Origin of the sequence: Streptomyces sp. 8K308 (assembly GCF_004348315.1) — a bacterium.
In the GTDB taxonomy this organism is placed as follows: Bacteria; Actinomycetota; Actinomycetes; order Streptomycetales; family Streptomycetaceae; genus Streptomyces.
Window position 1 is genome coordinate 1 of record NZ_SMKC01000010.1, and the last position, 23,091, is coordinate 23,091.

Below are 23,091 nucleotides of genomic sequence, written 5' to 3' on the forward strand. Positions count from 1 at the left end.
GGGTCGCCGTGGCCGGCTCGCCGGAGCCGACGCACGCCCAGGCGGTGGGGGAGGCGGCCTTCGAGCGGGCCATCGCCTCGCTCGCCGAGCATCGGGCGTACATCGCGGCGCTCAGCGACCTGGCGCCCGAAGAGTACGCCAGGGATCTCCACCGCGAGGCGGCGGCGGTCGTGGCGGAGCGGTTCGGCGGCGTTCCCTGCGTCGGATTCGAGGTTTTCCCGCGCTGATCGAGGGCTTTCCCGTGGCCCTCGTCACAGCCGCCAGACGAGCTACGAAAAGCGATAGAAGGGAAATGTGACAAAAGGCCTGGGACTTTCGGCCCGGCGTGGTGGGCAAACCGGCAGGGGGTCCGGGAGCCCCCCGGGGGCGTGAGGGAAAGCGCAGGTCGCAGGGGGTTTGGTCGGGTCGGGGCGGATCGCCTCGGCCCGATTCTTGCGAGGTGGGGCCGGTCGGCTAAGGGGGTTGAGGAGACTTTCCTCCCCCGTTTTCACTACGCGGTCGTCTAGTAACAACGGTCCTTGAAAACGGGCAAACCGGTCGTTATCAATGAGATTCGACCGGCCGATTTGACGCTTCTTGCTCAGGTCTGGCCTGAATATCCCCGAATCGCTGAGGTAGGTCCCCCATGCCGAACACCACCGCGAACCAGACCCGCAGGATCTTCGGTGCCCGCAAGCGCGTCGCCGCTGTCGTGACGGCCGCCGTGTGCGGCTCCGTGGCCCTGACGGGCGTGGCGGCCGCGGCCGAGGGCGGCCGCGCCGATGTATTCGCCTCGCACACCGCCAGCCAGCTGGCCGACACGACGCACAGCCAGGCGCATGCCCAGCAGGCGGCCGCCAAGGCCGCCGAGGCCCAGGCCGCCGCCAAGGCGAAGGCCGAGGCGAAGGCCGAGGCGAAGGCCGAGGAGGCCGCGCGGGCGGCCGCGGAGGCCGCCGCCAAGGAGAAGGCGGAGAGGTCCTGGGTGTCGCCGATATCCGACGACTACTCCCTGAGCGCCACGTTCGGCAACAGCGGTGAACGTTGGGCCCACAAGCACAGCGGTCAGGACTTCGCGGTGCCGGTGGGCACCGAGGTCCAGGCCGTGCACGGCGGCACCGTCGTCAAGGCCGGCGGCAACGGCGCCGGCGACGGCCCCGCCTACGGCAACGCCATCGTGATCAAACACTCCGACGGCGTCTACACCCAGTACGCCCACCTCTCGAAGATCGAGGTCAGCGTGGGGGACCGGGTGTCCACCGGCGACACCATCGCCGAGTCCGGCAACACCGGAAACTCCAGCGGCCCGCACCTGCACTTCGAGGTGAGGAGCACGGCGAGCTACGGCTCGGCCGTCGACCCCGTCGCCTTCCTGAAGAAGCACGGCCTGGACATCTGATCCGGCCGCCGAACACCGCGGAAACCACGCGCTGACCCCCCGGCCCCCCGTAGGCCCGGGGGGTCAGCGCGGTGTGCGGGGGCCGCGCGGCCCGGGCCGCGTGCGGCCGCGGCTCCGCCGCCTCGGCCCCCGCTCAGAACAGCGGCGCCGGCAGCACCCCCTCGAGCGCGAGCAGCGCCCGCTTGGTCTCGCGGCCGCCGCCGAAGCCGCCTATCCCTCCGTCCGCCGCGAGCACCCGGTGGCAGGGCACGATCACCGGCAGCGGATTCGCCCCCATCGCGGCGCCCACCGCACGCGCCGCGCCCGGATCCCCCAAGCGCTCGGCCAACTCCCCGTATCCGACGACGCCGCCGAACGGCACCGAGGCCGCGAGCTCCCGCAGCACCTGACCGGTGAAGCCGGGCGCGAGCGACCAGTCGAGAGCCGTGTCGAAGGACCGCAGCCGCCCCGCGAAGTACTCGTCGAGCTCGGCCCACGCCCCGGCGAGCAGCGGGCCGGCCGCCGGATCCTCCCCCGCCGGGACGGGGCGGCGCCCCAGGGCCCCCTCGAGGCGGGCGAGCGCGCGCCGGGTCACGCGGGCGTCGGCGTGGAAGGCCACGAGCACCAGGCCGCGCTCCGTGGCGGCGAGCAGCAGCGGCCCGATGGGCGTCTCCCGCACCGACCAGGCGCAGGTGGTGCCGGAAGCCGGCCCGGGCCCCGCGGGCGTCTCGCGCGTGTCAGGACTCATGTGGGGCAGCCTAGGCCGCCCCACTGACAATCCCCGTCGGTCAGTCGCCGAGGCCCTCCCTGACCCGGTCCGGGAAGTCGGTGATGATCCCGTCGACGCCGAGCCCGGCCACCGTGGCCGCCGTGGCCGGGTCGTTGATCGTCCAGGAGTACACCTCGAGCGGCCTGCCGTGCGCGCCGCGGACGGCCTGGATGCCCGCCACGTACTCGGCGGTCAGGTCCCGGAACCGCGGGTTGATCTGGTCGACGAACTCGGCGTACTCGGGCACGTCGGCCAGCGCCGGGGTGCCGAGGAAGCCGGTGATCACCTGGGGCGCCAGCTCGTGCACGGTGCGCATGGAGTCGGCGTCGAAGCTCTGCAGCACCAGGCGGTCGCCGGGCCGGCCGCGCAGCCAGCCCTCCTCCCGCAGCTCGGCGAGGATGTCCTCCTCGATGCCCGGGTACAGGGCCGGGGACTTGATCTCGAGCAGCAGGCTCTGCCCGTTCTCGGCGAGCAGGTCCAGGTAGTCGTTCAGCGTGGGCACCGGCTCGCCGGCGAACTCGGGGCCGAACCAGCTGCCGGCGTCCAGCTGGGCGATCTCCTCGGCCGTGAAGTCGGAGACGTTCCACGGCGCGCGGTCGGGGAAGACCTCCTCGACGTTCGTGGTGCGGTTGAGCGTGGTGTCGTGCATCAGCACCAGCTCGCCGTCCGCCGTCTGCTGCACGTCGGTCTCGACCCACTCGGTGCGGAGGTCGTGGGCGGCGTCCGCCGCGGCCAGGGTGTTCTCCGGCGCGTGCCCCGAGGCCCCCCGGTGTGCCACGAGCCGCGGGCCCCGCTCGTGGTCGGCCGCCACGCCGTTCGCCGCGACGGCCGCGCTCGCCGCCGGCGCCTCGGTGGCGGGCTCGGACGCCGGCGACTCGGCGGCCTGCGAGGAAGCCGAGACGGCGAAGGCCCCGCCGGGGATGAGGAGCGCGAGCGCGCTGACCGCGACGAGTCCGCTGATTCGCCCCTTGGAGGCGGGCTTGAGCGAGTTCGGCATGGGGGGGGACTCCTGACTTCTCGAGCGGCCCCGGGCGACGCAGCGCGCGCCCGGGTCGGGTGGGACGCGGGGAGCCTCCCCATTCCTGGAAACGAGGAGGGAGAACAGCGGTTACCGTGAGTTGAACCTGTGGGGACGGCCGGTCAGTCTGCCCGCGTTGTCAGTGCCTGGTCGTACGGTGGTGCCATGCGGCCCGTTTCACACATCGAACGTACGGTGGCGCCCTTCGAGGTCGTCAGCCCTTATCAGCCAAGTGGCGACCAGCCCTCGGCCATCTCCGAGCTGGAGAAGCGCGTGAGCGGAGGGGAGAAGGACGTCGTCCTGCTCGGCGCCACCGGCACGGGTAAGTCGGCGACCACCGCGTGGATGATCGAGCGGTTGCAGCGTCCCACCCTGGTCATGGCGCCCAACAAGACGCTCGCGGCCCAGCTGGCCAACGAGTTCCGCGAGCTCCTGCCGAACAACGCGGTCGAGTACTTCGTCTCGTACTACGACTACTACCAGCCCGAGGCGTACGTCCCCCAGACGGACACCTACATCGAGAAGGACTCCTCGATCAACGAGGAGGTCGAGCGGCTCCGGCACAGCGCGACCAACTCGCTGCTCACGCGGCGTGACGTGATCGTGGTCGCCTCCGTCTCCTGCATCTACGGCCTGGGCACCCCCCAGGAGTACGTCGACCGGATGGTGCCGCTCAAGGTCGGCGAGGAGATCGACAGGGACGCGCTGCTGCGGCGTTTCGTCGACATCCAGTACACGCGGAACGACCTGGCCTTCACCCGCGGCACCTTCCGGGTCCGCGGCGACACGATCGAGATCTTCCCGGTCTACGAGGAGCTCGCCGTCCGTATCGAGATGTTCGGCGACGAGATCGAGGCGCTGTCCACCCTGCACCCGCTCACCGGCGAGGTGATCTCGGAGGACGAGCACCTCTACGTGTTCCCCGCCTCGCACTACGTGGCGGGGCCGGAGCGGATGGAGCGCGCCATCTCCGGCATCGAGGCGGAGCTGGCCGACCGCCTCGGCACCCTGGAGCGGCAGGGGAAGCTGCTCGAGGCCCAGCGGCTGCGCATGCGCACCACCTACGACATCGAGATGATGCGGCAGATCGGCACCTGCTCCGGCATCGAAAACTACTCGCTGCACGTCGACGGCCGTGAGACCGGATCCCCGCCGCACACCCTCCTCGACTACTTCCCCGAGGACTTCCTGCTGGTCATCGACGAGTCGCACAACACGGTCCCGCAGATCGGCGCCATGTACGAGGGGGACGCCTCACGCAAGCGCACCCTGGTCGACCACGGCTTCCGGCTGCCCTCGGCGATGGACAACCGGCCGCTGAAGTGGGAGGAGTTCCTGGAGCGGGTCGGCCAGACCGTCTACCTCTCCGCGACCCCGGGCCCCTACGAGCTCTCCCGCTCCGACGGAGTGGTCGAGCAGATCATCCGCCCCACCGGGCTCGTCGACCCCGAGGTGATCGTGAAGCCCACCGAGGGCCAGATCGACGACCTGGTGCACGAGATCTGGACCAGGGTGGAGAAGGACGAGCGGGTCCTGGTCACCACGCTGACCAAGAAGATGGCCGAGGACCTCACGGACTACTTCCTCGAGCTGGGCATCAGGGTGCGGTACCTGCACAGCGACGTGGACACCCTGCGCCGCGTCGAGCTGCTGCGCGAGCTGCGCGCGGGCGAGTTCGACGTGCTGGTCGGCATCAACCTGCTCCGTGAGGGCCTCGACCTGCCTGAGGTCTCGCTGGTGGCCATCCTGGACGCGGACAAGGAGGGCTTCCTGCGCTCAGGCACCTCCCTGATCCAGACCATCGGCCGCGCCGCGCGGAACGTGTCGGGACAGGTCCACATGTACGCCGACCGGGTGACGCCGGCCATGGAGCGCGCGATCGACGAGACCAACCGGCGCCGTGCCAAGCAGGTCGCGTACAACGAGGCCAACGGCATCGACCCGCAGCCGCTGCGCAAGAAGATCAACGACATCGTGGCCACCATCGCCCGCGAGGACGTGGACACCCAGGAGCTGCTCGACACCGGTTACCGGAAGGCCGAGGGCGGCAAGAAGGGCAAGGCGCCGCTGCCCGCCGCGGGCCGGGGCGGCAAGGGCGAGAAGGAGCTCACCGACCGGCCGGCGGCCGAGCTGGCCGAGACCATCGAGGAGCTGACCGCCCGGATGCGGGCCGCCGCCGCCGAGCTCCAGTTCGAGATCGCGGCGCGGCTGCGGGACGAGGTCTCCGACCTCAAGAAGGAGCTGCGCCAGATGCGAGAGGTGGGCCTCAAATAGGGCCGGGAGGTGGGCCTCACATAGGGCTGGTGGGGGCCGCCGCGCCGGCGGCCCCCGTCGGCCCGCCTCAGCGGGTGACGCGGATCTCCGCGTCCCGGCGCTCGCCGCCGACCGCCACCGTGAGGGTGACGGTGCCGGGGCGCAGGGCGGTCAGCCGCCCGGTGGCCGGGTCGAAGGCGGCGATGTCGCGGCGGCCGGCCTCCTGGGCCGGGCCCAGGTGGAGGCCGCGCGAGCCGGCCCAGTCGGCGCTGACCGGGAAGCCCACCGGCACCTCACGCTCCCCGGAAACCAGGCGCTGGGTCAGCGTGGCGCCCGCCGCCGCCGTCTCGCCGGCCCGCAGCGTCGCGGGCGCGGTCAGGTCGAGCGCGTCCACGTGCGGCCTGGTCTGTACCGTCAGCCAGTCGGGCAGCACCGTCTCGGGCGACCGCCTGGCCTCGGCCTGCTCGTGCCCCGACACCCGGTCCACGCCCACCAGCGCCCAGCCGGTGAAGCCGCCCTCGTTCGGCGCGGCGGCCGGCGCCTTGCCCGCGTCGCCGCCGATGAAGTAGGGCACCCCGTCCAGCCGGTAGCCGTCGAAGACCCCCACGTGCGCGCCGAAGAACGCGGCACCCTTGCCGGTCTCCCGCCGGAACTCCGCGAGCCACTCCTCGAGCAGCGCGGCCTCGAGACGGTCGGTCAGCTGACTGGCCGGCCGCACCGTGGTGTCCCGGGGCGGCACGTGCGACATCACGACCACGGAGCCGATCGAGCGGTCTCGTGCCGCCGCGTCGAGCTGCGCCCGCAGCTCGCGCAGCTGGGCGAAGCCGCCGCCGCGCAGGGTCAGCGAGGAGCTGTCCAGCGTGACGAACCGGGTCCCCCGGTGGTCGAACGTCAGCTGGGCCGGGCCGAACTCCTCCTCGAAGCCGTCGATGGAGCCGCCCATCACCTCGTGGTTGCCCGGCACGTAGTACCACGGGACGGCGTCGCCCAGCTCCTCCTCGATCACCTGGCGGGCGAACGCCAGGTCGGCCGGCGAGCCCTCGTCCACCCAGTCGCCGTTGATCATCACGAAGTCGGGGTCGGCCGCCCTGGCCTCGCGCAGCGTCCGCCTGGCCAGCGCCACGATGTCGCTGTCCGGGTCCCGCGCCACGAACTGGGCGTCCGAGACCACGGCGAACCGCCACTCCCTGGCCGCCGCGTCGGCCCCGGAGCCGATCAGCGGGTCGGCCGGCCGGTCCGCGTCGGGGAGCTCCACCTCCGGCGGGGTCTGGGCGCGCAGCTCGTCGAGGACGACCTCGTCGGCGTACCGCGTGTCGGGGCGGGTCTCGGCGATGTAGAAGCGCCGCACGGAGACCGGATAGGCCATGCCCTGCGGCACCTCGAAGGTGATCTGCCGCCACCCCTCCCAGGTGATGTGGGGCCCGCGCAGCACCTGACCGACGCCCTGGGCGTCCACCAGGTGCAGCGAGGGCCAGGAGCCGCGGCCGTCGCCGTCCACCCAGAGCGTGAAGCTCTGCGGCTGGCCGGCGACGGGGATCTCGGCCGGCGGGGTCGCGTAGGCCGCGCGAGTCGCGGTGGAGAGCGTGAAGTCGTAGGCCATCCGCACCCCGGTGCCCTCCCGCCCGGCCGGCTCGGGGGCGAGCGAGCCGCCGGCGCGCGCGTGGCTGAAGACCCAGCGGTCGGCGTCCTCGAAGTCGGCCACCACGGTGTCCTGGAGGCCGACGGTCACCGCCACGGTGGTGGTGGCCCCGGCCACCGTCGCGGTGATCAGCCCGGAGGCGGCGCCCGCGTCGGAGGCGGCGGTCACCGTGAAGCCGCCGGCCGCCGGGTCGGGCTCGACCCGGAAGAGGGCGGCGTCGTAGTCGAGGGCGACGTCGGCCGGCTCGATGGGCGCCGATCCGCCGGCCGCGTCGTGGCCGAGCACCCCGAAGCCGCCGGTGGCGTCCGCGTCGGCCAGGCCGACGCGCCGGGTGGTGGGGGTGATCCTGGTCAGCTCGCCGAGCACGGTCAGCTCCGTCGAGCCGGTGGCCCGGTGCCGGGACGCGGTGACCTCGACGGTGCCCGGGCGCCGAGCCGTGAACACCCCGTCGGCGTCCACCACGCCCACGGACGAGCGGTCCGAGCGCCAGCGCGGCCCCGCATCGTCGTCGGCCGGGCCGTGGGTCTCGTCGTGCCCGGTAGCGGTCAGCTGGCGGGTGAGACCGGGGAAGACCCGCTTGGGGTGGCCGCCGGGCACGGCGTCGGCGGTGGGCGCCACGGCCGGGTCGAGGGCGGTGGCGACCCGGTAGCCGGCGACCGCGCCGCTGCCCTCGGGCGCGGTGATCGCAAGACCGTTGGGCACCTCGCGCTGCCGGCCGTCCGAGGGGCTGTTGACCACGGTCGGCGCCGCGTCGCCCGGCGCGCGGGCGAGCAGCGTGGTGGAGCCGCCGCCGTCCAGGTTGAGCGCGCTGTAGGCGCCGAGGTCGTCCATCAGCAGCGCCAGTTCGGTCAGGGTGACCCCGCTGGAGTGCGCCTGCCGGCCGTCCACGGTCAGCACGTACATCTCCTGCCCGTCCCGCGAGAAGCCCACCGCGGTGCGCGGCGCGGTCGCGTTGTTCGGCAGACCCTCCCAGTTCACCGGCTCACCCTCGGACACCAGCACGCCGCGGCCGCCGACCGCGGTGTGCGGCAGCGGCCCGCCGTCGCCGGTGCGGGGCGCGTACTCGGTGGCGACCGGGTCGCCGGCGGAGAGTTCGTCGAGGGCCAGCGCCCCGGCGTCGCGGCCGAGCAGCACGTAGGCGCCGTCGGGGATCGGTCCGGCGCCCGGCTCGTCGGACACCGAGGACACCCGGTCGTCCACCACCAGGACCTCGGTGACCTCGGCCGCCCCGGTGACCGGCAGTGCCCGGTCATCCTCGCCCCACAGCGGGGTGTAGAGCCCGATGCCGCCGGCGGGGACGGTGGCCGCGTTGAAGCCGGCGAGGTCGCGCTCGCCGGCCGGCAGGTCGAGGGTGCCGTCGAAGTAGAGGTCGAGGACGCGGCCGGCGCCGTCGGGGCCGATGGCGGCGGCCTGGGCGGCGCCGCCCGAGCCTGAGTGGCGCAGCTCCCCGTCGGCGACGCCGGGGCCGAGGGGGGCGCTCGAGCCGTTGATGTCGAAGAAGTCGCCGTTGATGGCGGCCACGGTCGTGCGTCCCTCGCCCGGGTCGTGGCCCGCGACCAGCTCCTCGACCGTGGCCGCGTCCGCCACCTCGTCGGCGCCGAGGTAGTCGACGCGCAGCTCGCTCGTCAGGTCGACGGTGAGCGCCTGGGCGCTCAGCCACTTGTCGGACTCCAGGCGCCGATAGGTCGTCAGTTCGGCGCCGGGCGCGACCGGTTGCTCGGTGCGGGACAGCTCGATGCCGTCGCCGTCGGCCACCGAGGCGGGGACGGCCCGGGTGAGGGCCGGCGCTGGGGCGGCCACGGCCGGCGGTGGCGCGGACAGGACCGCCAGCGCCGAGGCCACCCCCAGCACGAGCAGTGAACGGGCGCGCGGTCTCCCGCGCGCGGCGACTCCTGACACAGGAACTCCCTTGGACGCTTGCCGCTGTCGGCGCGGTGCGCGCCGACAGCGGCTCAGCGTTCCAAGGAGGACCGGTCTATACCAGAGGGCCGACGAGAACTCTGGGAGAACAACCCCACCGGCCCCGGCGGAACCTCACGGGGCGTCAGCTCCGCTTCGCGGCCGCCCGCTTCGCGCGGCCCCTCCCGGCGGTGGCCGGGGCCCCGGCTGCCGGGAGGTCACCGAGCAGGTCCCGCAGGAACTTGCCGGTGTGGCTGGCCGGCTCGGCGGCGACCTGCTCCGGCGTGCCCTGGGCGACGACCTGGCCGCCGCCCGAGCCGCCCTCGGGGCCCATGTCCACCACCCAGTCCGCGGTCTTGATCACGTCGAGGTTGTGCTCGATGACGATCACGGTGTTGCCCTTGTCGACCAGTCCTGACAGCACCGAGATCAGCTTGCGGATGTCCTCGAAGTGCAGTCCGGTGGTGGGCTCGTCCAGCACGTAGACCGTGCTGCCGGTGGAGCGCCGCTGGAGCTCGGCCGCCAGCTTGACCCGCTGGGCCTCGCCGCCGGAGAGTGTGGGCGCCGGCTGGCCGAGCCGGACGTACCCCAGGCCGACGTCCCGCAGGGTGCGCAGGTGGCGGGCGATGCCGGGGACGGCCTCGAAGAAGTCGAGGGCCTCCTCGATCGGCATGTCGAGCACCTCGGCGATGGACTTGCCCTTGTAGTGCACCTCCAGGGTCTCCCGGTTGTACCGGGCGCCGTGGCAGACCTCGCAGGGCACGTACACGTCGGGCAGGAAGTTCATCTCGATCTTGATGGTGCCGTCGCCCGAGCAGTTCTCGCAGCGGCCACCCTTGACGTTGAACGAGAAGCGGCCCGGCTGGTACCCGCGGACCTTGGCCTCCGTGGTCTCCGCGAAGAGCCGCCGGACGTGGTCGAAGACGCCCGTGTAGGTGGCCGGGTTGGACCTCGGGGTGCGGCCGATCGGCGACTGGTCGACGTGCACCACCTTGTCCACCAGGTCGTCGCCGGTGATCCGGGTGTGCCGGCCGGGGACCGCCCGCGCGCGGTTGAGTTCGCGCGCCAGGTGGGTGTAGAGGATGTCGTTGACCAGGGTGGACTTGCCGGAGCCCGAGACGCCGGTGACGGCTGTCAGCACGCCGAGCGGGAAGCTGACGTCGACGTCCTTGAGGTTGTGCTCGCGGGCGCCGTGCACCGTGAGCTGACGCCCCCGGTCCACCGGGCGCCGCTCGGCGGGCGTGGGGATCGAGCGCGCGCCGGACAGGTACTGGCCGGTCAGCGAGTCCTCGTTGGCCAGCAGCTCGGCCAGCGGCCCGCTGTGCACCACCTTGCCGCCGTGCTCGCCGGCGCCCGGGCCGATGTCCACCACCCAGTCGGAGGTGCGGATGGTGTCCTCGTCGTGCTCGACGACGATCAGCGTGTTGCCCAGGTTCCGCAGGCGGACCAGGGTCTCGATCAGCCGGTGGTTGTCCCGCTGGTGCAGGCCGATCGACGGCTCGTCCAGCACGTAGAGGACGCCCACGAGGCCGGAGCCGATCTGGGTGGCGAGGCGGATCCGCTGGGCCTCGCCACCCGACAGGGTGCCGGCGGCGCGGTTGAGCGACAGGTAGTCGAGCCCGACGTCGATCAGGAAGCGCAGCCGCTCGTTGACCTCCTTGAGCACCCGCGCGGCGATGGCCTTCTCGCGGTCGGTCAGCGTCATGCCGCGCAGGAACTCGGCGCAGGCGCTGATCGACATGCCCGCCACGTCCGCGATGGACCTGTCCTGCACCGTGACCGCGAGGACCAGCGGCTTCAGCCGGGTGCCCTGGCAGCCGGGGCAGGGCGCCTCGCGCATGTAGCCCTCGAAGCGCTCCCTGCTGTTGTCCGTCTCGGCCTCCGCGTACCGCCGCTGGACGAACGGGATCACGCCCTCGAAGGCCGTGGTGTAGGCGCGCTCCTGGCCGTGCCGGTTCTCGTAGCGCACCTCGATCTTGGACTTGTGGCCGTGCAGGATCGCCTTGCGGGCGCGCTGCGGGAGGCCCTGCCAGGGGATGTCCGTGCGGAAGTTCAACGCCTTGCCGAGGGCGCCGAGCAGCAGGTTGAAGTAGCCCCTGGTCTGCCCGTGTGACCAGGGGTGGATGGCGCCCTCCTCCAGGGTCTTCTCCGGGTCGGGCACGATCAGCTCGGCGTCCACCTCCATCCGGCTGCCGAGGCCGCTGCACTCGGGGCACGCGCCGAACGGGGAGTTGAAGGAGAAGGAGCGCGGCTCGAGCTCCTCGAAGGACAGGTCGTCGTACGGGCAGTACAGGTGCTCGGAGAACATCCGCTCGCGCTGCGGGTCGTCCGCCGGCAGGTCGACGAAGTCGAGGATGACCATGCCGCCTGACAGGCCGAGGGCGGTCTCCACCGAGTCCGTCAGCCGGCGCTTGGCGCTCTCCTTCACCGTGAGGCGGTCGACGACCACCTCGATCGTGTGCTTCTCCTGCTTCTTCAGCTTGGGCGGCTCGGTGAGCTGGATCGTCTCGCCGTCCACCCTGGCCCGGCTGTAGCCCTTGGTCTGCAGGTCGGAGAAGAGGTCGACGAACTCGCCCTTGCGCTCCCGCACCAGCGGCGAGAGCACCTGGAAGCGGCTGCCCTCCTCGAGCGCCAGCACCTTGTCGACGATCGCCTGCGGCGACTGCCTGGCGATGGGATGACGGCACTCGGGGCAGTGCGGGCGCCCGATGCGGGCGAAGAGCAGCCGGAGGTAGTCGTAGACCTCGGTGATCGTGCCCACGGTGGAGCGCGGGTTGCGCGAGGTCGACTTCTGGTCGATGGACACGGCGGGGGACAGGCCCTCGATGAAGTCCACATCCGGCTTGTCCATCTGCCCGAGGAACTGCCGGGCGTAGGAGGACAGCGACTCGACGTAGCGCCGCTGGCCCTCGGCGAAGATCGTGTCGAAGGCCAGCGAGGACTTGCCAGAACCCGACAGCCCGGTGAAGACGATGAGCGAGTCGCGGGGCAGGTCGAGCGAGACATTCCGCAGATTGTGCTCGCGAGCGCCACGCACGATGAGTCGGTCGGCCACGCCGGATGGCACCTTTCGTGTGAATCCCGGATCGCCCGCGGAGCGCAGGCGGCCCGTTCAAGAGTATGGGCGGCATCTGACGAACGTCCCCCGGATGCCTCGGGCCCTGCGCTCCGCACTCTATAGCACGCTCGTTCGATTCCCGGCGGCTTCCCGCCCACCTTCACTCGAAGGTGTGAGGGAGATAGCGTGGTGATCATGACCGGACCCACGGCCGACCTCGCCGGCCTCAACGACGCCACGGACCGCCTCGTCGCCGACGTCGCCACCCTGGACGACGCGGCGGTCGCCGGTTCCTCCCACCTTCCCGGCTGGACCCGCGGCCACGTGCTCGCCCACCTCGCGCGCAACGCCGACGCTCTGGTGAACGTGTTCCAGGGCCGCCCCATGTACCCCAGCCTCGAGGCCAGGAACGCCGACATCGAGCGCGACGCCCCGCGCCCGCTCGCCGTCCACCTCGCCGACCTGCGGGACAGCGCCGACCGGCTCGCCACCGCCGCCGCCGGGCTCACCGACGACGAGTGGCGAGCGGTCGTGACGCTGCGCGACGGCCAGCGGGACGCGGCCGCCGTCATCCCGCTCCGCCGCTGGGTCGAGATCGAGCTGCACGGCATCGACCTCGACATCGGCCGCACCATCGCCAGCCTGTCGAGCGCCTTCCTCGACCGCGCGCCCGACTACCTCGCCCGCCGCCTGGCCGACCACCCCGCCGTGCCGCCCCTCGAGCTGCGCGCCGAGGACGGCCGCAGCTGGCGGACCGGCCGAGCCGGCGCGGAGCCGCAGGTCGTCGTCGGCACCACGGCCGCGCTCGTCGGTTGGCTCAGCGGCCGCACCGCGGGCAGCGGCCTCACCACCGCGGAACCGCTCCCCGAGCTGCCCGGCCTCTGACCGTGGGCCGCGTCGCTGTAGCAGACTGACGGCCATGGCCTACACCGGAAACGTCACGGTCGGACAGCCGGCCGACACCCACGAGCTCGCCAAGCTGATCATCTCCAAGGTCGCCGTCGGCCCCATGGAGAACAACGCCTACCTGCTGCGTTGCCGTGAGACCGGCGAGCAGCTGCTGATCGACGCGGCCAACGAGGCCCCCACCCTGCTCAGCCTGATCGGCCAGGACGGCCTCGCCACCGTCGTCACCACCCACCGGCACGGCGACCACTGGCAGGCGCTGGCCGAGGTCGTCGGCGCCACCGGGGCCCGCACCCTGGCCGGCCGGCACGACGCCGAGGGCATCCCGGTCCCCACCGAGGTGCTCGTCGACGACGGGGACGAGATCACCGTCGGCGCCTGCCGGCTCACCGCGCGCCACCTCGTCGGCCACACCCCGGGGTCCATCGCCCTCGTCTACGACGACCCCGACGGCCACCCCCATCTCTTCACCGGCGACTGCCTCTTCCCCGGCGGCGTCGGCAACACCCACGGCGACCCCGAGGCATTCGCCAGCCTGCTGCGCGACGTCGAGACCAAGCTCTTCGACCGGCTCCCCGACGAGACCTGGGTCTACCCGGGACACGGCAACGACACCACACTCGGCGCCGAGCGCCCCAAGCTCCCCGAGTGGCGCGAACGCGGTTGGTGACGTGCGCCGTTCACTGACTGTCAGCCCCCGGCAGTAGGGTGGCGCACATGGCCGATCCTTCCAGCTACCGCCCGCAGCCGGGCGAGATCCCCGACTCGCCGGGCGTCTACCGCTTCCGCGACGACCACCGTCGGGTGATCTACGTGGGGAAGGCCAAGAGCCTGCGTCAGAGGCTCTCCTCCTACTTCCAGGACATCAGCGGCCTGCACCCCAGGACCGCCACCATGGTCACCACGGCCGCCTCGGTGGAGTGGACGGTGGTCGCCACCGAGGTCGAGGCGCTCCAGCTCGAGTACTCCTGGATCAAGGAGTACGACCCCAGGTTCAACGTCAAGTACCGGGACGACAAGAGCTACCCGTCGCTCGCCGTCACGATGAACGAGGAGATCCCCAGGGCCCAGGTGATGCGCGGCCCCAAGCGCAAGGGCGTGCGCTACTTCGGCCCCTACGCCCACGCCTGGGCCATCCGGGAGACGGTCGACCTGCTGCTGCGGGTCTTCCCCGTCCGCACCTGCTCCGCCGGGGTCTTCAAGCGCGCCGCGGCGGTCGGGCGCCCCTGCCTCCTGGGGTACATCGACAAGTGCTCGGCGCCCTGCGTCGGCCGCGTCACCCCCGAGGAACACCGCGCCCTCGCCGAGGAGTTCTGCGACTTCATGGCCGGCCGCACCGGCACCTACCTGCGCCGCCTCGAGCAGGAGATGCACGAGGCCGCCGAGGAGCTCGAGTACGAGCGCGCCGGCCGTCTGCGGGACGACATCGAGGCCCTCAAGCGGGCCCTGGAGAAGAACGCCGTCGTCCTCGCCGACGCCACCGACGCCGACCTCGTCGCCCTCGCCGAGGACGAGCTCGAGGCGGCCGTGCAGATCTTCCACGTGCGCGGCGGCCGGGTGCGCGGCCAGCGGGGCTGGGTCACCGACCGGGTCGCCAACCTCTCCACGGCCGAGCTGGTCGAGAGTGCCCTCACCCAGCTCTACGGAGAGGAGCGCGGCGAGGCCGTGCCCCGGGAGGTCCTGGTGCCCGCCCTGCCCGAGCCGCCCGAGCCGGTCGCCGACTGGCTCAGCGAGCGCCGCGGCTCTCGGGTCAGCCTGCGGGTGCCCCAGCGCGGCGACAAGAAGGACCTGATGACCACGGTCGAGCGCAACGCCCAGCAGGCGCTCGCCCTGCACAAGACCAAGCGCGCCTCCGACCTCACCACCAGGTCCCGCGCCCTCGAGGAGATCGCCGAGGCTCTCGGCCTCGACTCGGCGCCGCTGCGCATCGAGTGCTTCGACGTCTCCCACCTCCAGGGCGACGACGTGGTCGCCTCCATGGTCGTCTTCGAGGACGGCCTGGCCCGCAAGAGCGAGTACCGGCGGTTTGAGATCAAGAGCTTCGCCGGCCAGGACGACGTGCGCGCCATGCACGAGGTCGTCTCCCGGCGCTTCCGCCGCTATCTCCGCGAGCGCGAGAAGACCGGCGAGTGGGCCGTGGAGGAACCGGAGGACGAGGTTCCCGCGTCCCTCCGCACGGAGGACGGCCGCCCCAAGCGCTTCGCCTACCCGCCCCAGCTCGTGGTGGTGGACGGCGGACAGCCGCAGGTGGCCGCCGCCCGCCGGGCCATGGACGACCTCGGCATCGACGACGTCGCCGTCTGCGGCCTCGCCAAGCGGCTCGAGGAGGTATGGCTGCCGGGCGAGGAGGATCCGGTGATTCTGCCGCGCACCAGCGAGGGCCTGTACCTGCTGCAGCGCGTCCGGGACGAGGCGCACCGCTTCGCCATCCGCTATCAGCGCGGAAAGCGGTCACAATCGATAAGGAAGGGTCCCCTCGACACCGTCACCGGACTCGGGGAGGCCCGCAAGAAGGCCCTGCTCAAGCACTTCGGCTCGGTCAAGCGGCTCCGCGCCGCCACGGTCGAGGAGATCTGCGAGGTGCCCGGCATCGGCCGCAAGACCGCGGAGACGGTCGCCGCCGCGCTCGCCGCGAGCGGCCAGGTCGCCCCAGCGGTCAACACCGCCACCGGCGAGATCGTCGACGACTGAGCCGGCGGCACGCCTGGCGGTGGGCGCCCGGCACGGGCGCGGCCCACCACGCGACCATCACAGAGAACAGACAGGCGGGGGACAGCAGACATGAGTGAGCAGACAAGAGGCGAAGAACAGGCCCCGTCGCCGCCCGGCGACGAGGTCGTCACCATCCCCGAGCTGGTGATCATCACCGGCATGTCAGGCGCCGGCCGCAGCACCGCGGCCAAGTGCCTGGAGGACCTCGGCTGGTTCGTCGTGGACAACCTGCCGCCGGCCCTCATCCCGACCATGGTCGACCTCGGCGCCCGCTCCCAGGGCAACGTTGCGCGCATCGCCGTCGTGGTCGACGTCCGCGGCCGCAGCTTCTTTGACAGCCTCCGCGAGTCCCTGAGCGACCTGGCGGCCAAGGGCGTCACCCGGCGCGTCGTCTTCCTTGAGGCCTCGGACAACGCGCTGGTGCAGCGCTTCGAGTCGGTCCGCCGACCGCACCCGCTGCAGGGCGACGGCCGGATCGTCGACGGCATCGCCGCCGAGCGCGACCTGCTGCGCGAGCTGCGCGGCGACGCCGACCTGGTCATCGACACCTCCAACCTCAACGTGCACGAGCTGCGCGCCAAGATGGACGCCCAGTTCACCAGCGGTGACGAGCCGGAACTGCGCGCCACCGTGATGTCCTTCGGGTACAAGTACGGCCTGCCGGTGGACGCCGACCACGTCGTGGACTGCCGGTTCCTGCCCAACCCGCACTGGGTGCCCGAGCTGCGGCCCTACACCGGCACCAGCGAGGAGGTCGCCGGCTACGTGTTCAACCAGCCGGGCGCCAAGGAGTTCCTCGACCGGTACGCGGAGCTGCTGCAGCTGATCGCCAGCGGCTACCGCCGCGAGGGCAAGCGCTACGTCACCATCGCCGTCGGCTGCACCGGCGGCAAGCACCGCAGCGTCGCCATGTCGGAGCGGCTGGCCCGCCGGCTGGCCGCGGAAGGGATCGAGACGGTCGTGGTCCACCGGGACATGGGGCGCGAATAGGAATGCCGCGCAAGGGGCTCCGGCAGCGCCGGACAGCGGACGTGGTCGGTCGCGCCAGGCGCGGCGGCAGGCCGCGGAGCGGGCGCCGGGCGCAGCCCAAGGTCGTCGCGCTCGGCGGCGGCATGGGGCTGGCGGCCTCGCTGGCCGCGCTGCGCCGGATCACCGGCGACCTGACCGCCGTGGTCACGGTCGCCGACGACGGCGGGTCGAGCGGCCGGCTGCGCGCCGAGCTCGGCGTCCTGCCGCCCGGCGACCTCCGCAAGGCGCTGGCCGCCCTGTGCGGCGACGACGACTGGGGGCGCACCTGGTCCGAGGTGGTGCAGCACCGCTTCAAGAGCGAGGGCGCCCTGCACGACCACGCCGTGGGTAACCTGCTGATCGTCGCCCTGTGGGAGCAGCTCGGCGACCACGTCCGCGCCCTCGACCTGGTCGGCAAGCTGCTCGGCGCGCACGGCAGGGTGCTGCCGATGTCCGCCGTGCCGCTTGAGCTCGAGGCGCTGGTCCGCGGCCACGAGCCGACCCGTCCTGAGGAGCTGAGCCGGGTCAGGGGCCAGGTGGCGGTGGCGCTCACCCCTGGCGAGGTGCGGCAGGTCATGCTGGTGCCGTCCGGCCCGCCAGCGGTCCCCGAGGCCGTCGAGGCGGTGCTCGACGCCGACTGGGTGGTGCTCGGCCCGGGGTCCTGGTTCTCCTCCGTCATCCCACATCTGTTGGTCCCGGAACTGCTCGACGCCCTGACCCGCACCAAGGCGCGCCGGGTGCTCTCGCTCAACCTGGCCCCGCAACCCGGCGAAACTGATGGCTTCTCCCCGCAGCGTCATGTGGAGGTTTTGGTACAACACGCCCCTAAACTCGCCTTCGACGTGGTGCTGGCAGACCAGGCCGCCGTCCCGGACCAGGAGAGCCTGAGCCGGGCCGCCGAGCGTCTTGGGGCCAGGGTCGAGCTGGCGCCGGTGGCCGCGGCCGGGGGCATGCCGGACGGGGCGGTGTCCCCGAGGCACGACCCGGAGCTGTTGGCGGCCGCGTACGACCGTATTTTTCGGATGCATGGAAGGATCGGCCCATGGCGATGACGGCTGCGGTGAAGGACGAGATCTCCCGGCTTCCCGTCACCCGCACCTGCTGCCGCAAGTCGGAGGTGTCGTCGATCCTGCGCTTCGCGGGCGGCCTGCACCTGGTCAGCGGGCGGATCGTGATCGAGGCCGAGCTCGACACCGGGATCGCGGCCCGGCGATTGCGCCGGGACATCCTGGAGATCTTCGGCCACACCTCCGACCTGGTCGTGATGGCCCCCGGTGGGCTGCGCCGCGGCAGCCGGTACGTGGTCCGCGTGGTGGCGGGCGGCGACCAGCTGGCCCGGCAGACCGGCCTGGTGGACGGCCGCGGCCGGCCCATCCGCGGCCTCCCGCCGCAAGTGGTCTCCGGCGCCACCTGCGACGCCGAGGCCGCCTGGCGCGGTGCCTTCCTCGCCCACGGCTCGCTGACCGAGCCAGGACGCTCCTCCTCGCTCGAGGTCACCTGCCCCGGTCCTGAGGCCGCCCTCGCCCTGGTCGGCGCGGCGCGCCGGCTGCAGATCGGCGCCAAGGCCCGCGAGGTACGCAGCGTGGACCGCGTCGTCGTCCGGGACGGTGACGCCATCGGCGCCCTGCTGACGCGGCTCGGCGCCCACGAGTCGGTGCTCGCCTGGGAGGAGCGCCGGATGCGGCGCGAAGTCAGGGCCACCGCGAACCGCCTCGCCAACTTCGACGACGCCAACCTCCGCCGCTCCGCCCGCGCCGCCGTCGCCGCCGGCGCCCGCGTGCAGCGCGCGCTGGAGATCCTGGGCGAGGAGGTGCCCGACCACCTGGCCGCCGCGGGCCGGCTGCGGATGGAGCACAAGCAGGCCTCGCTTGAGGAGTTGGGCGCGCTGGCCGAGCCGCCGCTGACCAAGGACGCGGTCGCCGGCCGCATCCGGCGGCTGCTCGCCATGGCCGACAAGCGGGCGCAGGATCTGGGCATCCCGGGCACCGAGGCCAGCCTCACCGAGGAGATGGTGGGCTGACCGCGTCCCCTTTCGGGGCATCGGCGGCGGCCGGTCAAGTGGTGTTCCGGCCCATGATTCCGGGCCGGAACACCCCATGGCCGATGTCATACGCGCCGGGTGGTCGCGGTAGGGTCGGAGGCGGTCGGGGACATCCCAATACATCATCGCCGGTGTCCGTTTCGCCGGCGTACCAACGAGGAGATCGGTTCGTGACGATCCGCGTAGGAATCAACGGCTTTGGCCGTATCGGTCGCAACTACTTCCGCGCGCTCCTTGAACAGGGAGCGGATGTCCAGATCGTTGGCGTCAACGACCTGACCGACAACGCGACCCTGGTGCACCTGCTGAAGTACGACAGCATCCTCGGTCGGCTGAAGCAGGAGGTCAGCCACACCGAGGACACCATCACGGTCGGCAACCAGACCTTCAAGACCCTGGCCGAGCGTGACCCGGCCAACCTGCCCTGGGGCGAGCTCGGCGCCGACCTCGTCATCGAGTCGACCGGCATCTTCACCAAGCGGGCCGACGCCGCCAAGCACCTCGCCGCCGGCGCCAAGAAGGTCCTGATCTCCGCGCCCGCCAAGGACGAGGACATCACGGTCGTGATGGGCGTCAACCAGGACAAGTACGACCCGGCCGCGCACGACGTCATCTCCAACGCTTCCTGCACCACCAACTGTGTGGCGCCGATGGCCAAGGTGCTCGACGAGAGCTTCGGCATCGTCAAGGGCCTGATGACCACCGTCCACGCCTACACCAACGACCAGCGCATCCTGGACTTCCCGCACAAGGACCTGCGCCGGGCACGCGCCGCCGCGGTCAACATCATTCCGACCACCACCGGCGCCGCCAAGGCCACCTCGCTGGTCCTGCCGCAGCTCAAGGGCAAGCTCGACGGCATCGCGCTCCGCGTTCCGGTCCCCACCGGCTCCGTCACCGACCTGGTGGTCGAGCTGGACCGCGAGGTCACCAAGGAAGAGGTCAACGCGGCCTTCAAGTCCGCCGCCGAGAGCCAGCTCAAGGGCATCCTGGAGTACACCGAGGACCAGATCGTCTCCTCGGACATCGTCAACTGGCCGGCCTCCTGCACCCTGGACGCCTCGCTCACCATGGCGCAGGGCAAGCAGGTCAAGATCGTCGGCTGGTACGACAACGAGTGGGGCTACTCCAACCGTCTCGTCGACCTCACCGTCTACGTCGGCGAGCGTCTCTGACCAGGCGCTGAAGACCCCGTCGGAGTAGTAGGAGCAGGGGCCCGCGGCGCGCGCCGCGGGCCCTGGGGCCTGTCTTCCGGATCTTCGCGGGCTCGCGACGAGCCCCCAGCCTGGCGGCTGGGAGGTACCCCCAGGCATCCCGGCTGGCCGCGTTGCCGCACGCCGCGGAGCGGCATATGGACACCGCGTGCGAGTACGACCACGTACGAGCTGCGCTGCTGTCGATGTGCGGCTCCGCCGCGTGGGGCGCCTTGCCAGCGAATGGGGGCACCTCCCAGCGTCAGCTGGGGGAGCCATCCGCCGCTCGCTGATCCACGAAGATCCAAAAGACAGGCCCTGGCACACCAGCCCCCAGGAGCCGGAACACACACCATGCAGACGATTGACGATCTTCAGGTCGCCGGGCAGCGGGTCTTCGTCCGCGCCGACCTCAACGTCCCGCTCGACGGCGAGACCATCACCGACGACGGCCGCATCCGGGCCGCCGTGCCGACCATCACCAAGCTCGCCGAGGCGGGCGCCAAGGTGATCGTGGCCTCCCACCTCGGCCGCCCCAAGGGCGCGCCCGAGCCGCGGTACTCGCTGGCCCCCGTCGCCCGGCGGCTCGGCGAACTGCTCGGCAGGCCCGTCGCGTTCGCCACCGACACCGTCGGCGAGAGCGCCACCGCCACCGTCGCCTCGCTCGCCGAGGGACAGGTCGCGCTCCTCGAGAACCTCCGCTTCAACCCCGGCGAGACCAGCAAGGACGACGCCGAGCGCGGCGCCTTCGCCGACCAGCTCGCGGCCCTCGCCGACGCCTACGTCGGCGACGGCTTCGGCGCCGTCCACCGCAGGCACGCCTCCGTCTTCGACCTCCCCGGCCGGCTGCCGCGCGCCGCCGGCGGCCTGATCGCCACCGAGGTCGGCGTGCTGCGCCAGCTCACCGAGAACGTGTCGCGCCCCTACGCGGTGGTGCTCGGCGGCGCCAAGGTCTCCGACAAGCTCGGCGTCATCGCCCACCTCCTCCAGCGCGCCGACCGCATCCTGATCGGCGGCGGCATGGCCTACACCTTCCTCAAGGCCCAGGGCCATGAGGTCGGCGACTCGCTGCTCCAGGAGGACCAGATCCCGGCCGTCCAGGGCTACCTGGAGCAGGCGAAGGAGCGCGGCGTCGAGTTCGTGCTCCCGGTCGACGTGGTCGCCACCAAGGAGTTCCCCGACCTGTCGAGCAAGGCGCCGGTCGAGGCATCGGTGGTGCCCGCCGACGCCATCCCGGCCGGGCTGATGGGCCTGGACATCGGCCCGGAGACCAGGAAGCTGTACGCGGCCAAGCTCGCCGACGCCGCCACCGTGTTCTGGAACGGCCCGATGGGCGTCTTCGAACACCCCGACCTCGCCGAGGGGACCAGGGCCGTGGCCCAGGCCCTGGTGGACAGCTCCGCCTTCAGCGTCGTCGGCGGCGGCGACTCGGCCGCGGCCGTCCGTATCCTCGGCTTCGACGAGGCGGCCTTCGGTCACATCTCGACCGGCGGCGGCGCCAGCCTCGAATACCTGGAGGGCAAGACCCTCCCCGGCCTCGCCGCACTGGAGGACTGAACCATGGCCACCGCGTCTTCGCGAACCCCGCTGATGGCGGGCAACTGGAAGATGAACCTCAACCACCTGGAGGCCATCGCCCACGTACAGAAGCTGGCCTTCGCCCTCTCCGACAAGGACTACGACGCCGTCGAGGTCGCCGTCCTGCCGCCGTTCACCGACCTGCGGTCTGTGCAGACCCTGGTCGACGGCGACAAGCTCAAGATCAGGTACGGTGCCCAGGACATCTCGGCCCACGACTCGGGCGCCTACACCGGAGAGATCTCCGGGCCCATGCTGGCCAAGCTGAACTGCACCTACGTCGTGATCGGCCACTCCGAGCGCCGGCAGTACCACGGCGAGGACGAGGCGACCTGCAACGCCAAGGTCAAGGCCGCCTACCGGCACGGGCTCACCCCGATCCTCTGCGTCGGCGAGCCGCTCGAGGTCCGCAAGGCCGGCACCCACGTCGAGCACACCCTCGCCCAGCTCGACGGGGCCCTGAAGGACGTGCCGGCCGCCCAGGCCGAGTCCATCGTCATCGCCTACGAGCCGGTCTGGGCCATCGGCACCGGCGAGGTCGCCACCCCGGAGGACGCGCAGGAGGTGTGCGCGGCGATCAGGGCCAGGCTCGCGGAGCTCTACGACGGCTCGCTTGCCGAGCAGGTGCGCATCCAGTACGGCGGCTCAGTCAAGGCGGGAAACGTGTCCGCGATCATGGCCAAGCCGGACGTGGACGGGGCCCTGGTCGGGGGTGCCGCGCTGGACGCCGACGAGTTCGTCAAGATCGTTCGGTTCCGCGACCAGTAGAAGAGCGACCAGTAGAATCAGTTAAATCGGCACCGCGCGGTACGCTGTCCGGGGCCGGCCGGTGCGGTGGGTAGCCGCGAGGTCGGCCCAAGGCAGAGATCACTTGTCCGTGCGACGTTGTTGAGAGAGTTGGTCCAGTCGTGGAAACGGCGTTCCAGATCGCGCTGATCATCTTCAGCTTCCTGTTGGCCTTGCTCGTGCTCATGCACAAGGGAAAGGGCGGCGGTCTCTCCGACATGTTCGGCGGAGGCATGCAGTCCTCGGTCGGCGGTTCGTCGGTCGCCGAGCGGAACCTGGACCGGATCACGGTGGTGGTCGGCCTCATCTGGTTCGGGATCGTCGTGATCCTGGGCCTGTTGATGAGGTCCTGACGACGGCCTGGCCATGAACCGGTAAGTCAGTAACTCGAAGCACTGGACGTGCGTTGAGCCTTGCATAAACTGAGGACTTCGCAGGATGTCAGGCAGGAGTAACGACCGTGGCAGGTGGCAACGCGATCCGGGGTAGCCGGGTCGGCGCGGGGCCCATGGGTGAGGCCGAGCGCGGCGAGTCCGCTCCTCGGCTGAGGGTCTCCTTCTGGTGTGCGAACGGGCACGAGACACAGCCCAGCTTCGCGAGCGACGCACAGATTCCGGACACCTGGGACTGCCCGCGCTGCGGCTTCCCGGCCGGCACCGAGCGGGACTCGCCCCCGGACCCACCGCGCACCGAGCCGTACAAGACGCACCTCGCTTATGTCCGCGAGCGCCGCAGCGACGCCGACGGCGAGGCGATCCTCGCCGAGGCGCTGGCCAAGCTGCGCGGCGAGATCTGAGCGCCTGGGCGCGTCCGTTCCCCATCACACGCGAGCACACGCGTCCTTCGGGCCCGGGCCCCGGTTTCACCCACCGGGGCC

At 71.9% G+C, this 23,091-nt stretch carries 17 protein-coding genes and 1 pseudogene; 14 read left to right on the forward strand and 4 right to left on the reverse strand.

Features of this window, described 5'->3' with window-relative positions:
- Both E1265_RS36780 and E1265_RS03100 read left to right on the forward strand, forming a co-directional pair.
- A pseudogene (locus E1265_RS36780) lies at window positions 1-227 on the forward strand (PIG-L family deacetylase); the annotation flags it as partial.
- A 398-nt stretch (window positions 228-625) separates the two neighbouring features.
- Window positions 626-1,375 carry a M23 family metallopeptidase gene (locus tag E1265_RS03100; protein WP_132928638.1) on the forward strand — a complete coding sequence of 250 codons (750 nt, stop codon included), beginning with the start codon at window positions 626-628 and terminating at the stop codon, window positions 1,373-1,375.
- Window positions 1,376-1,508: 133 nt separating this feature from the next.
- On the opposite strand, the gene E1265_RS03105 is transcribed toward E1265_RS03100, so the two are convergent.
- Both E1265_RS03105 and E1265_RS03110 read right to left on the reverse strand, forming a co-directional pair.
- Window positions 1,509-2,102, reverse strand: coding sequence for a methylated-DNA--[protein]-cysteine S-methyltransferase (locus E1265_RS03105; RefSeq protein ID WP_132928639.1), 594 nt, complete (start codon window positions 2,100-2,102; stop codon window positions 1,509-1,511).
- 40 nt (window positions 2,103-2,142) lie between these two features.
- Window positions 2,143-3,120: a glycerophosphodiester phosphodiesterase family protein gene (locus tag E1265_RS03110; RefSeq protein WP_132928640.1), complete on the reverse strand. Its 978-nt coding sequence runs from the start codon at window positions 3,118-3,120 to the stop codon at window positions 2,143-2,145.
- Between the two features lie 186 nt (window positions 3,121-3,306).
- Here E1265_RS03110 and uvrB point away from each other — a divergent pair, with 186 nt between their 5' ends.
- Entirely contained in the window at window positions 3,307-5,415 is a 2,109-nt protein-coding gene (gene uvrB, locus E1265_RS03115) for an excinuclease ABC subunit UvrB (RefSeq protein ID WP_132928641.1), read from the forward strand.
- A 67-nt stretch (window positions 5,416-5,482) separates the two neighbouring features.
- Here the strand turns inward: uvrB and E1265_RS03120 are convergent, their stop codons facing one another.
- Complete coding sequence (locus E1265_RS03120) at window positions 5,483-8,932, reverse strand: phosphodiester glycosidase family protein (RefSeq protein ID WP_132928642.1); 3,450 nt, start codon at window positions 8,930-8,932, stop codon at window positions 5,483-5,485.
- 145 nt (window positions 8,933-9,077) lie between these two features.
- Window positions 9,078-11,987, reverse strand: a complete 2,910-nt coding sequence (gene uvrA, locus E1265_RS03125; protein ID WP_132928643.1) for an excinuclease ABC subunit UvrA — start codon at window positions 11,985-11,987, stop codon at window positions 9,078-9,080.
- Between the two features lie 198 nt (window positions 11,988-12,185).
- Between uvrA and E1265_RS03130 the strand changes: the two genes are divergently transcribed.
- The 11 genes from E1265_RS03130 (at window position 12,186) to E1265_RS03180 (ending at window position 23,010) form a co-directional block, all read left to right on the forward strand.
- Window positions 12,186-12,875, forward strand: coding sequence for a maleylpyruvate isomerase family mycothiol-dependent enzyme (locus E1265_RS03130; protein ID WP_132928644.1), 690 nt, complete (start codon window positions 12,186-12,188; stop codon window positions 12,873-12,875).
- Between the two features lie 34 nt (window positions 12,876-12,909).
- Window positions 12,910-13,566 (forward strand): MBL fold metallo-hydrolase, encoded by a 657-nt coding sequence (locus E1265_RS03135; protein ID WP_132928645.1) that lies wholly within the window; start codon window positions 12,910-12,912, stop codon window positions 13,564-13,566.
- Between the two features lie 47 nt (window positions 13,567-13,613).
- Window positions 13,614-15,587 (forward strand): excinuclease ABC subunit UvrC, encoded by a 1,974-nt coding sequence (gene uvrC / locus E1265_RS03140; protein WP_132928646.1) that lies wholly within the window; start codon window positions 13,614-13,616, stop codon window positions 15,585-15,587.
- A 90-nt stretch (window positions 15,588-15,677) separates the two neighbouring features.
- Window positions 15,678-16,598 carry an RNase adapter RapZ gene (rapZ, locus tag E1265_RS03145; RefSeq protein WP_132928647.1) on the forward strand — a complete coding sequence of 307 codons (921 nt, stop codon included), beginning with the start codon at window positions 15,678-15,680 and terminating at the stop codon, window positions 16,596-16,598.
- Between the two features lie 2 nt (window positions 16,599-16,600).
- On the forward strand, window positions 16,601-17,668 hold the full coding sequence (gene yvcK / locus E1265_RS03150; RefSeq protein ID WP_279571396.1) for a uridine diphosphate-N-acetylglucosamine-binding protein YvcK: 1,068 nt from the start codon (window positions 16,601-16,603) through the stop codon (window positions 17,666-17,668).
- On the forward strand, window positions 17,659-18,636 hold the full coding sequence (gene whiA / locus E1265_RS03155) for a DNA-binding protein WhiA (RefSeq protein WP_132928649.1): 978 nt from the start codon (window positions 17,659-17,661) through the stop codon (window positions 18,634-18,636). The genes yvcK and whiA overlap by 10 nt, the downstream gene beginning before the upstream one ends.
- A 191-nt stretch (window positions 18,637-18,827) precedes the next feature.
- Window positions 18,828-19,832, forward strand: coding sequence for a type I glyceraldehyde-3-phosphate dehydrogenase (gap, locus tag E1265_RS03160; protein WP_132928650.1), 1,005 nt, complete (start codon window positions 18,828-18,830; stop codon window positions 19,830-19,832).
- 372 nt (window positions 19,833-20,204) lie between these two features.
- Window positions 20,205-21,407, forward strand: coding sequence for a phosphoglycerate kinase (locus tag E1265_RS03165; RefSeq protein ID WP_132928651.1), 1,203 nt, complete (start codon window positions 20,205-20,207; stop codon window positions 21,405-21,407).
- A 3-nt stretch (window positions 21,408-21,410) separates the two neighbouring features.
- Entirely contained in the window at window positions 21,411-22,196 is a 786-nt protein-coding gene (gene tpiA / locus E1265_RS03170; protein ID WP_132928652.1) for a triose-phosphate isomerase, read from the forward strand.
- A gap of 140 nt (window positions 22,197-22,336) precedes the next feature.
- On the forward strand, window positions 22,337-22,567 hold the full coding sequence (gene secG / locus E1265_RS03175; RefSeq protein ID WP_132928653.1) for a preprotein translocase subunit SecG: 231 nt from the start codon (window positions 22,337-22,339) through the stop codon (window positions 22,565-22,567).
- A gap of 107 nt (window positions 22,568-22,674) precedes the next feature.
- On the forward strand, window positions 22,675-23,010 hold the full coding sequence (locus E1265_RS03180) for an RNA polymerase-binding protein RbpA (protein WP_132819565.1): 336 nt from the start codon (window positions 22,675-22,677) through the stop codon (window positions 23,008-23,010).
- Window positions 23,011-23,091 lie beyond the last annotated feature (81 nt).